15 protein-coding genes and 1 other RNA gene are annotated in these 15,392 nt (G+C 35.8%); 11 read left to right on the top strand and 5 right to left on the bottom strand.

All coding sequences use genetic code 11. The features are described 5' to 3' along the window. Nucleotides 1-7 precede the first annotated feature (7 nt). A complete protein-coding gene (locus LPB89_RS10485) occupies nucleotides 8-1,483 on the top strand; it encodes an MFS transporter (protein WP_230701693.1) in 1,476 nt (491 codons plus the stop codon). Between the two features lie 81 nt (nucleotides 1,484-1,564). Here the strand turns inward: LPB89_RS10485 and fsa are convergent, their stop codons facing one another. Beyond that, a complete protein-coding gene (fsa, locus tag LPB89_RS10480; RefSeq protein WP_230701692.1) occupies nucleotides 1,565-2,221 on the bottom strand; it encodes a fructose-6-phosphate aldolase in 657 nt (218 codons plus the stop codon). A gap of 337 nt (nucleotides 2,222-2,558) precedes the next feature. Here fsa and LPB89_RS10475 point away from each other — a divergent pair, with 337 nt between their 5' ends. The 6 genes from LPB89_RS10475 (at nucleotide 2,559) to LPB89_RS10455 (ending at nucleotide 5,943) form a co-directional block, all read left to right on the top strand. After that, the gene (locus LPB89_RS10475; RefSeq protein WP_230701691.1) at nucleotides 2,559-3,824 is read left to right on the top strand and encodes an ATP-binding protein; all 1,266 of its coding nucleotides are present in this window, start codon (nucleotides 2,559-2,561) and stop codon (nucleotides 3,822-3,824) included. Nucleotides 3,825-3,846: 22 nt separating this feature from the next. Next, a complete protein-coding gene (locus LPB89_RS10470; RefSeq protein WP_230701690.1) occupies nucleotides 3,847-4,329 on the top strand; it encodes a hypothetical protein in 483 nt (160 codons plus the stop codon). A 13-nt stretch (nucleotides 4,330-4,342) separates the two neighbouring features. After that, nucleotides 4,343-4,591, top strand: coding sequence for a hypothetical protein (locus tag LPB89_RS10465; RefSeq protein WP_230701689.1), 249 nt, complete (start codon nucleotides 4,343-4,345; stop codon nucleotides 4,589-4,591). 9 nt (nucleotides 4,592-4,600) lie between these two features. After that, nucleotides 4,601-4,774 (top strand): hypothetical protein, encoded by a 174-nt coding sequence (locus tag LPB89_RS22030; protein WP_370635508.1) that lies wholly within the window; start codon nucleotides 4,601-4,603, stop codon nucleotides 4,772-4,774. Between the two features lie 10 nt (nucleotides 4,775-4,784). After that, a complete protein-coding gene (locus LPB89_RS10460) occupies nucleotides 4,785-5,231 on the top strand; it encodes a DUF4304 domain-containing protein (protein ID WP_230701688.1) in 447 nt (148 codons plus the stop codon). Nucleotides 5,232-5,514: 283 nt separating this feature from the next. Beyond that, nucleotides 5,515-5,943 (top strand): DUF5958 family protein, encoded by a 429-nt coding sequence (locus tag LPB89_RS10455; protein ID WP_230701687.1) that lies wholly within the window; start codon nucleotides 5,515-5,517, stop codon nucleotides 5,941-5,943. 184 nt (nucleotides 5,944-6,127) lie between these two features. Here the strand turns inward: LPB89_RS10455 and LPB89_RS10450 are convergent, their stop codons facing one another. Both LPB89_RS10450 and ffs read right to left on the bottom strand, forming a co-directional pair. Next, entirely contained in the window at nucleotides 6,128-6,931 is an 804-nt protein-coding gene (locus tag LPB89_RS10450) for an SDR family oxidoreductase (protein WP_230701686.1), read from the bottom strand. A gap of 188 nt (nucleotides 6,932-7,119) precedes the next feature. Continuing rightward, nucleotides 7,120-7,217: signal recognition particle sRNA small type (gene ffs / locus LPB89_RS10445), an RNA gene on the bottom strand. Nucleotides 7,218-7,305: 88 nt separating this feature from the next. Between ffs and LPB89_RS10440 the strand changes: the two genes are divergently transcribed. Then, nucleotides 7,306-8,355, top strand: a complete 1,050-nt coding sequence (locus tag LPB89_RS10440; protein WP_230701685.1) for a glutaminyl-peptide cyclotransferase — start codon at nucleotides 7,306-7,308, stop codon at nucleotides 8,353-8,355. Nucleotides 8,356-8,519: 164 nt separating this feature from the next. After that, nucleotides 8,520-9,758, top strand: coding sequence for an imidazolonepropionase (hutI, locus tag LPB89_RS10435; RefSeq protein WP_230701684.1), 1,239 nt, complete (start codon nucleotides 8,520-8,522; stop codon nucleotides 9,756-9,758). Between the two features lie 50 nt (nucleotides 9,759-9,808). Here hutI and LPB89_RS10430 read toward each other — a convergent pair whose 3' ends face one another. Continuing rightward, a complete protein-coding gene (locus LPB89_RS10430; protein WP_230701683.1) occupies nucleotides 9,809-10,687 on the bottom strand; it encodes a hypothetical protein in 879 nt (292 codons plus the stop codon). Nucleotides 10,688-10,784: 97 nt separating this feature from the next. Here LPB89_RS10430 and LPB89_RS10425 point away from each other — a divergent pair, with 97 nt between their 5' ends. Both LPB89_RS10425 and LPB89_RS10420 read left to right on the top strand, forming a co-directional pair. Continuing rightward, nucleotides 10,785-11,822, top strand: a complete 1,038-nt coding sequence (locus LPB89_RS10425) for a formimidoylglutamase (RefSeq protein ID WP_230701682.1) — start codon at nucleotides 10,785-10,787, stop codon at nucleotides 11,820-11,822. 133 nt (nucleotides 11,823-11,955) lie between these two features. Continuing rightward, the gene (locus LPB89_RS10420; RefSeq protein WP_230701681.1) at nucleotides 11,956-13,206 is read left to right on the top strand and encodes a DEAD/DEAH box helicase; all 1,251 of its coding nucleotides are present in this window, start codon (nucleotides 11,956-11,958) and stop codon (nucleotides 13,204-13,206) included. Here LPB89_RS10420 and LPB89_RS10415 read toward each other — a convergent pair. Next, complete coding sequence (locus tag LPB89_RS10415) at nucleotides 13,203-15,392, bottom strand: response regulator (RefSeq protein WP_230701680.1); 2,190 nt, start codon at nucleotides 15,390-15,392, stop codon at nucleotides 13,203-13,205. The two genes, LPB89_RS10420 and LPB89_RS10415, sit on opposite strands and share 4 nt — an antisense overlap.

Here is a 15,392-nt window from a genome sequence, read left to right as displayed (position 1 = left end):
TACTACTATGAGTTCAGAAAATGTACAAACCAAGTGGGGGCAATTTATCTCTTTGATAATCGTCTTCTTCTTTTGGGGTTTTGTCGGATCGGCCAATGACATCCTTATCCCAGTATTCAAAAAAGTATTTACCTTATCTCAGGTTCAGTCACAATTGGTGGCCTGGGCTTTTTACGCTGCATACTTTGTAGGATCAATTATCTTCTTTTTAGTATCCCTAAAATCAGATGTTTTACAAAAATTCGGATACAAAAAAACCCTTTCTGCCGGATTAATTCTTTCTGCAGTGGGTTCCTTTTTATTCGTTCCTGCTGCCACAATGGAAAGTTTCCCTTTCTTTTTAACGGCTTTGTTTACGGTAGGTTTAGGATTTTCGATTCAGCAAATTGTAGCCAATCCGCTTGCTATTAAAATGGGAAGCCCGACTACCGGAGCACACCGTTTGACACTGGCAGGAGGTGTAAACTCTTTCGGAACTACTATTGGTGCCATCCTGTTGGGAATTGCCCTTTTTGGAATGGGAGACAACAAAAAAACAAACCTTTCTCTAGAAGATATCAAATTACCTTTTATCATTTTAGGACTTGCCTTTATTCTGGTGGCGGTTTTCATGTATTTTTCTAAAATCGAAGATCCGGCTAAAATAGATGAAGAAGAAGCTAAATTAGAACACAAACATGCTAAATTCAGCATTTTAGACTATCCGCAATTGTATTTAGGAATGTTGGGAATCTTTATTTATGTGGGAACTGAGGTAACCATCATTAGTAATTTACCAGCCTTATTAAAAACAAACGAGTTCGGTAATATTTTAGAAGATGCTATCTCTCCTTTTATTGCATTGTATTGGGGAAGTTTAATGATTGGCCGCTGGAATGGTGGTGTCAATGTTTTCAATACCTCAAACTTAGTAAACACGGCGCTTAAATTTATCGTACCGGCTTTGGCTTTTGGCGTGATTATCGGAGCAAACGTTTTTGCTGCGCATGATGTTTCGTCTTTCTATATTTATCCAATCTGGATCTTACTATTTATTGCGGTAAGTTTTGTAGGTGGGAAAAATGCCGGAAAAACATTAATGCTTTTCGGAATCTCCGGTTTATTAATGATGGTTGCCGGATTAGTGTGCCCGGATACGGAAATTGCTAAATTCTTCTTTATTTCAGGAGGATTGTTCTTATCGATCATGTGGCCTTCTATCTTCGATTTAGCGATCGCAGGATTAGGAAGAAACACCGGAAAAGCTTCGTCTTTCCTAATCATGATGATTCTTGGTGGTGGTGTTATTCCATTAGTTCAGGGAAGTATCTGTGATTTAGACGCAACGCATCCAAACGGAATATTAGGTATTACTTACACGCACTTCTCTTATATCGTACCTTTACTTGGTTTTGCTTATTTAGCGTTTTACGGCTTCTATTGCCCTAAAATATTAAAAAGCCAGGGCGTAAGTCACGTTCAGAGCGAAGGAGGAGGACACTAAAATCTCCTGAAAAACAACATAAAAAAAGACCCGTTTTACGATTGTAAAACGGGTCTTTTTTATATTTAAATCCTGAAAAAACTATTTGTTTCCTTTCTCAAAATCAGCTACAAACTGAGCCAGTCCGATATCGGTTAAAGGGTGTTTCAACAAACCGTAAATAGCAGAAAGAGGTCCGGTCATTACATCAGCACCAATTTTAGCGCAGTTAACGATATGCATCGTATGACGTACGGAAGCAGCAAGAATCTGAGTCTCATACCCATAGTTATCATAGATTTCTCTAATTTCCTCAATCAGGTTCAGACCATCTGTAGAAACATCATCCAAGCGGCCAATAAACGGAGAAACATAAGTGGCACCTGCTTTTGCAGCCAATAAAGCCTGACCCGCAGAAAACACCAACGTCACATTGGTTTTAATTCCTTTATCAGAGAAATATTTAGCAGCCATAACACCTTCTTTTGTCATTGGCAGTTTTACTACGATCTGCTCGTGCAATTCAGCCAGTTCTTCACCTTCTCTGATCATTCCGTCAAAATCAAGTGCATTAACTTCAGCACTCACATCACCTTCAACAAGATTACAAATAGCAACGTAATGCTTTAGAATATTATTTTTTCCGGTGATTCCTTCTTTTGCCATCAATGACGGATTTGTCGTTACACCATCCAAAACACCTAAAGCCTGCGCTTCTTTAATCTGAGCTAAATTAGCTGTGTCAATAAAAAATTTCATATTTATTTATATTTAATTGTGTTCATAATCGGGGCGTGACCCCATTTTCAAAAGGCGCGCTCCACAAACCGCTTATTCGCGCCTTTCGCAAATGCGGTCGGGCTATCCGTACTACTTTGGTAGTTCACTCCTATCCCTCACGCAAATCGTCGTAAAATTACAACTAATAATTTCAAAAATTAAACTCTCCAAAAATAATTCTGAAATTAAAAGCCCTTTGCCTTTAAAACTTAAATCGCCTGAAAGGGAAATATTTTGTATTTTTAAAAAAAAATTAAGTTAGAAAGTGCCAGAAGAAAATTTCAAACAAGACATTCTCAATATCCAGAGTATACCAATGATCCCTAAATTACTAAGTGTAATTTGCCAGACCACCGGAATGGGCTTCGCAGCAGTGGCCCGGGTAACCGAAGACCGATGGATTACCTGCGCCGCCGAGGATCATCTGGAATTTGGTTTAAAACCAGGTGATGAACTGGAAGTACGAACAACAATCTGCAACGACATCCGACAAAACATACAACCTGTAATTATAGATAACGTAAGCGAAGATCCCGATTTTCATGACCACCATACGCCTGCCATGTATAAATTGCAAAGTTATATTTCGATTCCAATTATACGTCAGGACGGCACTTTCTTCGGAACGTTATGCGCTATCGACCCAAAACCAAACAGCCTGAAAACATTTAAAGTACTTGAAATGTTTCATCTTTTTGCGGACCTGATTTCTTTTCATATCGCAGCCGTAGAGCAGGAAGTCGCGAGCAAAACCATACTGAAAGAAAAAAGCAGTCTACTCGAAAAAACAGAAGGCCAGAAAAAACAAGCCGAAAAACTAAAATCAGATGTAGAGAAAAAGCTGATCGAAAAAAATATTTCCCTGGAAAAAATGAACAGCGAACTCGAAGCTTTCAACTATATCTCGAGTCATGATCTTCAGGAGCCTCTAAGGAAAATTCAGCTTTTTACGGATATTATCGAAAAAGGAGAAATCGAAAACCTTTCTGAAAAAGGCAAACATGCCTTTGATAAAATCAGGATTTCCGCTTTCAGAATGCAAAACCTGATAAATGACCTGCTCCTCTATTCCAAAACCAAATTTGACGAACGAAAGTTTGAATCAAAAGAGCTGAACAGCATCGCAAACGAGGTTATTGAAGACCTTTCAGAAGAGGTACAAAACAAAAACATACACTTTGAAATAGGGAATTTAGGTCAGCTGCCTGTAATCGAATTTCAGTTCAGACAGCTGTTGTACAACCTGATCAGCAATTCGATAAAATTTTCCGATCCGGATCGCGAACTTACTATTAAAATAACCGCAAAAACCACTAGCAGCTCAGATTCCGATTACGCAAAACTGCTTCCCGATACCAAATACTGCAACATCACCATCGAAGACAATGGGATAGGCTTTGATCCCGCATATACCGAAAAAATATTCGGTCTCTTTCAGGCCTTGCATACCAAACCCACAAAAAGCACCGGAATCGGACTTACCATCGTAAAACGAATTGTAGAAAACCACAAAGGATTCATCAAAGCCGAAGGCGCCATAAACAAAGGGGCTGTTTTTAATATTTATATTCCTGTGGCGTAACCGCTCGCAATTCTCTTAAACTATGCCACAATTTGTTCTTGAAAACAATCAAGTAAAGTTCAGTGTCCGAAAGTCACCTTTTATCATTCGACTGGTGTTATATTTTTTTGCTTTTGCCTTTTTTATTTTCCCAACTGCCGGAACAATCGCTTCCATCGCTTTAGGAGAAGGTTTACATTTTGGATTTATAATCGGAATCGGGATTTTTTCCCTTCTAGGATTCTATTTATTGCGAGTAGCATTATGGAATACGTATGGTGAAGAAATTATAGCATTTTCAAAAAATGAAATTATTTACGAAGCCAATTACGGATGGTTTCGCGATGCTAAAAAAACAATTAAAAACGAAAACCTTACTTATTTCGTTTCACCAATTGGCTACGAAGAAGACAATGAAGGCATCCTGATTCTGGACAATGGAAAAGAAATCATTGAATGTGCCGTTAAAATGCCACAACAGCAAATTGAGGAACTGATAATGTTGTGTAAAAACAATAAGTTTTAAAGCTGCGCATTCTATGAAGACTTCGGGGAGCTGGGGCTTAGGAGCTGCAGCCCCTTCAGGAATAGTTGATGGAATTAATGCTCTTATTTATTTAGGAAGGGGACAAAATGCAAATGCAGCAATTGCGGTAATTTCTATAATTCCATATGTTGGAGATGCGGCCAAAGGTATTAAATATACTAAATCGACAATGAAAATTGGTCAAGAGATGCATACGGCATATAAAGTTGCAGATGAAGTTGCAGACGTCGCTATAAAGTAATACAGAGGAATAAAAGGTATTCGTCCAGATTTTGTTGATTTTAGCACAAAGACAATTTATGAACTAAAACCATTCAATCCACGAGCGATGAGAGCGGAAAAAAAACAATTAAAAAATTATAAGGCGGCTTTTGAAGAAGCTTATCCTGGAACAATTTGGACTACAGTTTTAGATACATACTAAAAAGTAAAAAATGGAGAAAAAGGAATTAGTTAAATTTATGGATGAAATTTTCACACCCTTAGAATTCAAACGAAAAGGAAACAATTGGATTTCAAATGGAGAATCAATTAACAGAATTATAAATCTGCAAAAATCGCAATACAGTAATGCTTTTTATATTAATTATGGATATATATTGAATAATTTGCCTCTTGATAATTGGACTTCTCATGTAGATACTCGTTTAGCATTTAATGAAAAAGAACACCAAAAAGAACTAAATGATTTACTTAATTTGGAGAATGATATTGATAGAGATAAAAGGTTTTCTCTTTTAAAAGAAATAATCAATAAAAAAGTAGTAAATGAGGTGGAATCGGTTTTTAGTGAAGATGATGTTTTAAAAGTTTTGAAGAAAAAAGAGTTTTTGTATACAATACCACCTTCGGTACTGAAATACTTTAATTTAACAATATAATAGATAGCAATTAAATAAAGCCACTCCATAACGGAGCGGGAATATGATGATTTAGTGTCATATTGTAATACAATTTATACACCTATTTATTCTAGCATACCAGAGGAAATAAGAGGTAAAGCAATTGTGTAACCTATTTTGTTTATTATTGTATACCTTACAATTAAATTTCCAGCAAACCAACAACTGATAAAAATGAAGCGTGATGCTGGCATTTTTACTTATGCAATTCAAACAGAAAATATACATCAATTGTATCCCTGAAAGCAATTAAATTAAATTAATGGAAATAGCAAAAGAAATAGAAGTTAATAAATATGCACAGAATGTCATCGATATAGAAGATTTGATAGTTGTCTTTAATTCTTTTGATTTAAATGAGAAAAAAAAATATCTAAACGATCTGCTTTTTTTCATTTTACAATCTAAAGCAAAAGATGAAGATATTGAGCCTGCTATAGAACAAAGTAAATTGAGAAAAACATACACACCATGTGTATTAATACAAAAAGGAGTTGCTACACATAATCTAAAAAGACTTCTGGAACTTCCTGAAAACGAACTCAATAAATCGCTAATATTACTTTTAAATTTATTTAAAATAGCATACCAAAAAAGATTTGAAACTGAAAAAGTTGACACATATAAATGGTGGTATTGGGATCTCTCTGATAATAAAAATATTGAACTTATTTTGAAAAATTATAAGTAAAATGATTGGTGGCGACATCATTTTCAATTATCAATTTGTAAACTTCAATAAAGTACTTGAACGCAATATTAGATTACACCAATTAATTTAAATACAAGCCCTTGATTTAAGAAGTATATCTTATGAAACGCTATGCAAATGCTAAGCGTTTCATTTATAGTAATCACCAATTATCAGTTCACTTTTACAACTTATAATGATTCATCAACATCTTCTCATAAACCGTATCCGGAAGAATTCGCTTTAATACGATGGAAAATTTCTGCATAAAAACACCCACTTTGTAGTGCACATTTGGCTTTTTAGCCTGCATGATTTTATAGATTGCTTCAGCCATTTCGTTCGGATCGCTTCCGGAATCTACGTGTTCGTTCATGGTAGAAAGGACGTCTCCGTACACTTTTTCGTAGGCAGAACCTGAAATTACAGGGGCATGATAACGTCCCGCAGCAATATTAGTCGCAAAATCGCCCGGTGCCACGTTGGTGATATCGATTCCGAAAGATTTAACTTCCATACGCAAGGCTTCGGTAATGAGTTCCAGTGCCCCTTTTGAAGCCGAATAAACACTTCTGTAGGGCAATCCCATATAGCCCGCAATAGAGGTAATATTGATAATCAGACCTGATTTTTGTTCGCGCATTTGAGGCAAAACAGCTTTCATGACCTCAATCGGACCAAAGAAGTTGGTTTCGAAATTATTCTTGATTTCCTGCATCGGAATTTCTTCCAAAGGTCCGGTAATGCCAACTCCTGCATTATTAATTACGACATCTAAACGTCCGGTCGTGGCAATAATTTTTGCAACCGCCGTTTGTATGGAATCTGCATTTCGAACATCTAAGGCTACAAGAGGAAAAACAGAATTAAATACTTTTTCAGGATTTCGGCTGGTTCCGTAAACGGTGAATCCTTTTTGATGTAAAAATTCTCCAATAGATTTTCCGATCCCTGAAGATCCTCCGGTAATTAAAACGACTTTATTCATTATTAGGTTAGATGTTAAATGTTAATACGTTAAATGTGATTGTCTATAATTAGATCTGAATGCATTAGGTAAAACTTCTAACCTCTCACATATTACTTCTAACTTCCGACAGGTCCAAAAATAAAAAAATCCTCCATAAGGAAGACCGCTTTTGTATTAATTCTAAAAAAGAATTTCGATAAAATAAAAAATGGCAAGCGACCTACATCGCACCGCTCAACCACGTACCCTTGCTATGTTCCCATCCTGGGGGAGTCTGCAGGAGCTGGTCGTGTAGGACTTGCCGGTGCAAATATACAATCTTTTTATATTTTTGCAAGAGCTTTGTTGCTATAAAAATATCGTCGTATATTGGCTTATTCAAATTTTTAACTATGAAAAAATATAACTTCCTAGCTGTCATTTTATTAGGAATCACATTAATCGGATGTAACGGTGCAAAAAAAGGTGAAAATTCTTTATTTACAATCGATGATTCGGCTTTTCCGGCACATTTTACCTCAAAAGAATCCGTTTCTATCGCTATTTTAAATCCAAATTCGAAAGAAATTGACAGCATTGTTTATTTGGTAAACGATAAAAAAGTGGGAAGCACAAAAGGTGCTGAGAAATTCAAATTTGAATTAAAAGATCAAAAATTAGGATACCAATACTTAAAAGCAACCGCTTATTATGGTTCTGAATGGTCTGATGCAACCAAAAGAATCGAATTGGTTTCCGATATCGAACCAAAATTAATGAAATATAAAATCCTAAATACGTATCCTCACGATACAAAAGCTTTCACCGAAGGTCTGGAATTTCATGACGGTGTTCTATTTGAAAGCACCGGGCAAAAAGGGGATTCTTATTTCAGGGAAGTCGATTATAAAACCGGTAAAGTAATTACGCAGGTTGATCTTCCCGGTGAATATTTCGGAGAAGGAATTACTTTTATCAACGGAAAAATATTTCAGTTGTCATGGGAAGAAAAAACAGGTTTTATCTACGATGCAAAGACTTTCAAACTTGAAAAAAAATTCAAATACGATAAAGATCTTGAAGGCTGGGGTATGACGAATGACGGAAAATACATTTACCATTCTGACGGAACGGAGAAAATCTGGAAAATGGATCCGGCGAATCAGAAATTAATAGATTATATCAACGTGTATTCCGGAACTTCAAAGATCAAAGCCATCAACGAATTGGAATACATCAACGGGAAATTTTATGTAAATGTGTGGCAAAAAGATGCCATTGCTGTGGTGAATCCAATTTCCGGAGCAGTGGAAGGAATTTTGAACATGTCTGAATTGCGTAAATTCATCAAACATCCGCAAGCTGAAGTTCTAAACGGAATTGCTTACAATCCGCAAACCAAAACTATTTTTGTTACCGGAAAATACTGGGAGAAAATGTTTGAAATAAGCGTTTCAGAATAACAATAAAAAAACAAATTTTCAATTTTTAAATTCCAAATTTCAATAGTAAAACACAAATTTCACAGATTTTCACGAATTGATTGGTGATAATTTGTAAAATTTGTGTTTTTATTTTTCCTCTATATCACTTAAAAACAGCATTGTATATATATTAAATCAACATCATGATAACTTTAATTACTAATATAAAAGAACTGCTGCAGGTTCGGGAAACTTCCGTTTCTAAAGTTTCAGGATCCGAAATGGCAGTGCTTCCCTCCATCAAAAATGCTTTTTTAATTTTAGAAGAGAATCTAATCGCTGATTTCGGCGAGATGAAAGACCTTCCTGAAATTAAGGCAGATAAAATTATTGATGCCACCGGGCGAATCGTTTTACCTGCGTGGTGCGACAGTCACACCCATATCGTATACGCCGGGAACCGCGAGCAGGAGTTTGTAGACCGGATTAACGGACTTTCCTACGAAGAAATCGCCAATCGAGGCGGCGGAATCTTAAATTCAGCCCTTAAATTAAATGCAGCTTCTGAAGAGGAAATTTACGAGCAGTCCAAACTTCGCTTAGAAGAAGTAATGCATCTAGGAACCGGGGCCGTTGAAATAAAATCAGGATATGGTTTAACAACAGAAGGCGAATTAAAGATGCTTCGCGTGATAAAAAAACTCGCAGAAAATTATCCAATTGCCATAAAAGCGACTTTTTTGGGTGCTCACGCTTTTCCATTACACTACAAAGAAAACAAAGCAGGTTATATCGATGAGATTATTACCAAAATGCTTCCGGAAATTACCAAGCATACACTCGCTGATTATATTGATGTTTTTTGTGAGACAGGGTATTTTTCTGTAGAAGAAACCGAAAAAATCATGGAAGCGGGAATACAATACGGTCTGATTCCGAAGATTCATGTGAATCAGTTTAATTCTATTGGGGGAATTCAGGCCGGAATCAAATTTAAAGCCCTTTCTGTCGATCATCTTGAAGTTATGACCCCGGAAGACATTGAAGCTTTAAAAGGCACGGAAACGATGCCCGTTGCTTTACCATCCTGTTCTTACTTTCTGAGTATTCCATACACGCCTGCGCGCGAAATGATAAAAGCGGGATTGCCTTTGGCTCTGGCAACCGACTTTAACCCCGGCTCTACTCCATCCGGAAATATGAATTTTGTGGTAGCCACGGCCTGCATCAAAATGAAAATGACTCCCGAAGAAGCTATAAATGCCGCCACGATAAACGGGGCTTATGCAATGGGACTTTCGGAAACACACGGAAGTATTACAAAAGGAAAAAAAGCCAACTTAATCCTCACAAAACCTGTTTCATCCTATTACCAGATTCCATATGCGTTTGGAAGCAATTTGATTGAAAGTGTTTTTCTCGAAGGAAAAATTTTAGCATAAAAAAAAGAGGAGTTTAAAAACTCCTCTTTTTTATTTTATAAACCTCTTTCTTATCTTAAAGAGAAACTAGTTTTAGAAACTAACTCATCATTATCAAAAACATTGATAAAATAAGTTCCTTTAACGAAATCTTTACCTGGTAAATCTTCCACAACATTTACGCTTTTGTTTTCGTACTGCACTGTAGTTTTAAAACTGTACGTTAGAGTGTTGTCACCAAAGCTTTCTGTTTTCTTATCTCCTAAAACATTGTTTTTAGCATCGATAACCTGTACATAGTACGTTTTATCTCCGGATTTAGCAATTTGGTTTTCAGCAATAGTAAAACTTATTTTCAGAACGTCTGCACGGCTTGCTTTATCAGTTTCGATTTGTTTTCCTGAGCTTCTTAATTTGTACGCTGCAGTTTTTGTATTCAAAACAGATAACTTAGAACCTTTTTCAACTGTTTTAGCCAATTCTTCGTTTTGGCCTACTAAAACTTCGTTGAATTTTTTAGATTCACCTAAAACCACAATAGTACTGTCTCTCTGAACTGTCAAAACACCATTTTGTTTTTTCAGTTCATCGTTTTCAGCAACTAAAGTTTTCATTTTAGTCTGCATACCCTGTACCTGATTTCTATATTTAGAAACATCACCTTTAGATTTATTTAAATCATCCATTAAAGCAACTACTTTATCTCTTTCCTGAATTAATTCATCAGACATAGAAGTATTTTCTGCAATGGCAGCATCATACGTTGCTTTTAATTCCTGTAAATCTTTCATAACAGATTCTTTCTCTGTCATAGTTGTGGTAAGTTCTGTTTTAACTACATCTGTATCAGATGATAATTTAAAAATATACACTAAGCTACCAATAAGTAGGACTGCTAAAACTGCGATTACCGCTTTTAGACTTGAGTTGTTGTTCTTTGGGTTTTCCATATTTAATAATTTTCTTTAATAACAAATTTAAGAATTAATATAAGGTAATAACGTAAGTTAATACAATTATATTATTTTTGGACAATAATTTTTTTTTATGGATAAATTAATTCCTTTTACTATTAATGATTTAGCAAAAGTCACAAATCACCGAAGTGGTGAAATAAAGTTCGGAGAAAAAATGATTATCGTTCCAAAGGGAGTTGATAAAATTGATTTTCTGAAAGAAAGTGAAGCTAAATACGTTCTTTTGGGAATTCCGGAAGATATTGGTGTGCGTGCTAATTACGGAAGACCCGGAACAGCATCAGCCTGGGAAAGTGCCATAAAAAGCATCGCTAACATTCAGCACAACCGCTTTGCAAAAGGAAGTCAGATTATTGTTCTCGGACAAATCAATGTTTCTGAAGAAATGCGCGAAGTAGAAAATCTTGATTTTAATGATATTGATGACCGTTCGAAACTAAGTCAGCTGGTAGAAAAAATTGACAAGGAGGTTTCACATATCATCTTTAATATTGTTAAGGCTGGAAAAACACCTATCATCATCGGAGGAGGCCATAACAATGCTTACGGAAATATAAAAGGTTCTGCCCTTGCCAAAGGAAAACCGGTTAATGCCATTAATTTTGATGCGCACTCTGACTTCAGGATCCTTGAAGGCCGCCATAGCGGTAACGGATTCTCTTATGCCTACGAAGAAGGTTTCCTGAAAAAATATTTCATTTTTGGTTTACACGAAAATTACACTTCCAAAAGTGTACTGGACATTATAAAGAAACTCGAAGACCGCGTACGCTATAATACCTATGACAGCGTAAACATCCGAAAAGAAAAAGAATTCTATAAAGAAATGATTTATGCACTGGATTTTGTAAAATCAGATTCCTTTGGAATTGAAATTGACCTGGATGCCATACCGAATATCGCCAGCAGCGCCATGACCATCAGCGGATTTTCGATTGAAGAATTACGTCAGTTTGTTTCGTTTTTCGGAGAACATAAAAACGCTACTTATCTGCATATTTGTGAAGGAGCACCGGATTTGGACCAATCGCCAAACAATCATTTAATTGGAAAATTAATTGGCTATTTAATAACTGATTTCATTAAAGCCAACAACGAAAAAATTTAATACAGGCAAATTACAGCTGCTGAAAATTAGTCCATTTGCCAAATAAAACCGGATTCAAACAGGCGATTGACTGAATAAAGCTATCTTTGCACAGAATTTTAGTACTTAAAACTAAAATCTTAATACCTAAGATATGTTATTCGAAGATTTATCACTTTCAAAAAGTATACAAAAAGCCGTATTTGAAGAAGGCTACCTAAACCCTACTCCTATCCAGGAACAATCTATTCCGATTGTGTTGGCAGGCAGGGATTTAATTGGCTGTGCACAGACAGGTACGGGAAAAACAGCTGCATTTGCTATTCCAATTATACATCAGTTGCACCGAATTGTTGGCTCTACTAAAAAAGCCAAAGTAATTCGTGCCCTTATAGTTACACCGACACGTGAACTGGCGGTTCAGATTGGACAAAGTTTTGAAACTTATGCCAAATACACCAACCTGACACAATTAACCATTTTTGGAGGGGTTTCTCAAAATCCACAGGTTGATACCTTAAAACAAGGAATCGATATTCTGGTGGCCACTCCGGGAAGATTGCTTGATTTACAGAAACAGGGTTTTATTGATTTGGATCATCTTCACACTTTAGTTTTGGATGAAGCAGATCAAATGCTGGATATGGGTTTTATAAACGACGTAAAGAAAATCGTAAAGCTTACGCCAAAAAACCGTCAGACTTTATTATTTTCAGCTACAATGCCTATTGCCATTCGCGAGCTGGCAGAAATGTTTTTACAGGATCCTGCAAAAGTAGAAGTTTCGCCTGTTTCCTCAACGGCTGAAAATGTAGAGCAGCGTGTTTACTTTGTAGAAAAAACAGAAAAAAGAAATTTACTGTATCATTTAATAAAAAATGAAGACTTATCAAACGTGCTGGTTTTTTCAAGAACCAAACACGGCGCTGATAATGTTGTAAAAGCGCTACGTAAAAAAGATATTCCCGCCGAAGCAATCCACGGCGATAAATCTCAAAATGCAAGACAGCGTGTTCTGGATGCTTTCAAAAATAAAGAAGTGGGTGTTCTTGTGGCTACCGATATTGCAGCGAGAGGAATTGACATCGACCAGCTGCCTTTTGTCATCAACTTTGATCTTCCCAATATTCCTGAAACTTATGTACACCGAATTGGAAGAACAGGACGTGCAGGAAATGGCGGAATAGCGATTTCATTTTGCAGTAAAGATGAGGAACCGTACTGGAAAGACATTCAGAAACTAATAAAAGTAGATGTAAAAATCATTACTGACCATCCGTATCAATGGCATTCCGGAGCTCCGGACGCAACGGCAGAGAAACCTAAAAATTCAAACCGAAGCGGTGGTGCCCATAAATCGAGAAAATCAAATGCTTCTAAGCAAAATAAAAAACGTTGGTATTAACAACCAACGTTTTTTGTTTCAGATATTAAGTAATTAATTATTTTAAACAGTGTAACCGGTTCAAACGGTTTAATAATAATATCATTCATTCCTGATGAAATAGCTTCATCCGTAATTTCATCTTTATCAAAAGCCGTCAGGGCAACAATTGGCGTTTTTATACCCAGCTGGCGAATTCTTTTAGTGGTTTCAAAGCCGTTCATCAGCGGCATATTAATATCCATCAGAATAAGATCAAAATACTCATTCCCGAGTAATTGTATAGCGCTAAAACCATCATCAACTACTTTGCAGATGTAATTGTTTTTTTCAATTATTTTCTTGGTTACCAGCTGATTTATCACATTATCCTCCACAATTAAAATCTTAAAAACTTCATTTGAAGTCAGGTCTACCTGAATTTCATCAATGATTCGTTTTGTTTTTTCAGGATCATGTTCAAAAGGAATGGTAAATGTAAAAAGTGTTCCCTTGCCAAGATCACTTTTCAGATTAATCGTCGTATTGAAAAGTCCTAACAGTCTTTTTACAATACTCAACCCTAGTCCGGTACCCTGATAATCTTCATCTTTCCTGCCAACCTGCACAAATTTTTCGAAAATTTTAGTCTGATCTACCGCTGCAATTCCAACTCCGTTATCCTGTATCTGAAATTCCAGAAAGTGTAATTTTCCTTCTACCTTAACAAGATTGATAATAATTTCAACCTCGCCGTCCTTGGTAAATTTTAGCGCGTTGCTGACTAAGTTCATCAGGATTTGCGCGAGCCTGAGTTTATCACCGATTAAATATTCGGGGATTTCAGGATCAATATCTATCGAAATTTTGTTGTTGTTTTTCTGAGACAGGAAGGAAAGTGAATTTTTGATCATCGAAATTTCGTCCGAAATATTGAAGGTCAGGCTTTCCAGTACGACCTTATTTTCCTCAATTTTATTAATTTGAAGAATATCATTTACCAGGGACAGTAAATATCTCGCCGAAAATTTTAGGGAACTCAGATGCTGGCTGCTGGACAATTCCTTATGTTCTTCAAGCAGCATATTGGTTATCCCCACCACACCGTACAAAGGAGTACGCAATTCATGGCTTATAGTCGAAATAAACTGGGTTTTGAGCAATGAGGCTTCTTCTGCTATTTCTTTTGCTTTTACAAGTTCTAAATTATGTTTCTTTTTAAATCTGATGTTGGCAATCAAAGTTATTATTAATAACAAAAGTATAAATGAAATTACCACAAATAAAATAACAATGATCCGGGACTTTTTAAGACTTTGATATTGTGAATCTTTTTCATCCTCAATTTTATCAATTTGTCTTTTATATTCATCTAACTCAAGATTAAAACCCGCAATAGAGGCTTTCTTAAGTTTTTCATCATTGTAAATTTGTTCCGTTATTTTATTATAGGCCTTTAAATTGAGATACGCTTCCTTATCTTTTTTAATTCTGTTCAGAAATTTTGAATATTCAAGGTGCGCATAGGCCAAATCTGATTTTTCAATATAGGTTTTCCCTAAGCTTACCGCTTTTTGAAAATAGTAATCGGCTTTAAGGTTATCCCCTTTATGACTGCAATACATACCGTTGAGCATATTGGCAATTACAACCGTATTATCATCCTGAAATTTTGCCTGATGGGCATTAATAAATTTCAGGTAAGGATATCCTTTACTAAACTGACCAATATCAAAATAAGACCATGCTATATTGACATTCGTAAAATAAATCTGGCTGGAGTCTTTTATCTTGGAACTGAGTTCGATTGATTTTTTATAAAAATCAATTCCTACTCTGTACTGTTTCTTTTCAAAGCAATAAATATTACCTAAGTTATTGTACAGCATATTCTTAATACTGTCATTATTTGCTTTGTTGGCATAAAACAAACTTCTTTTATAAAAGAAAATAGCTTTATCAAATTCCACCAATTCGCTATAATTGGCAGCAATGATGTTATAAGAACGGGCAATTAAATAATTGTTTTTATTATGAGTGGCATGATTTAGCGCAACTCTTGAAATAATTAATGATTTTTCGAAGTTTGACTGCCGGAAGTTCGAGAGTGCTTCCAAAACAAGTTGATTGATTTTACGCTCTGATAAATGTTCAGATTGCGCGTGTACTGAATTATCTAAACAATTCAGGAACAGGAAAAGAAGTAAAAAAATCCGCATTGGGGGCAT

The sequence above is a fragment of the Flavobacterium sp. ENC genome (assembly GCF_020991415.1).
GTDB lineage: Bacteria > Bacteroidota > Bacteroidia > Flavobacteriales > Flavobacteriaceae > Flavobacterium.
Note: the sequence above shows the minus strand (reverse complement) of the source record. Positions and strands in the feature narration are given on the sequence as shown.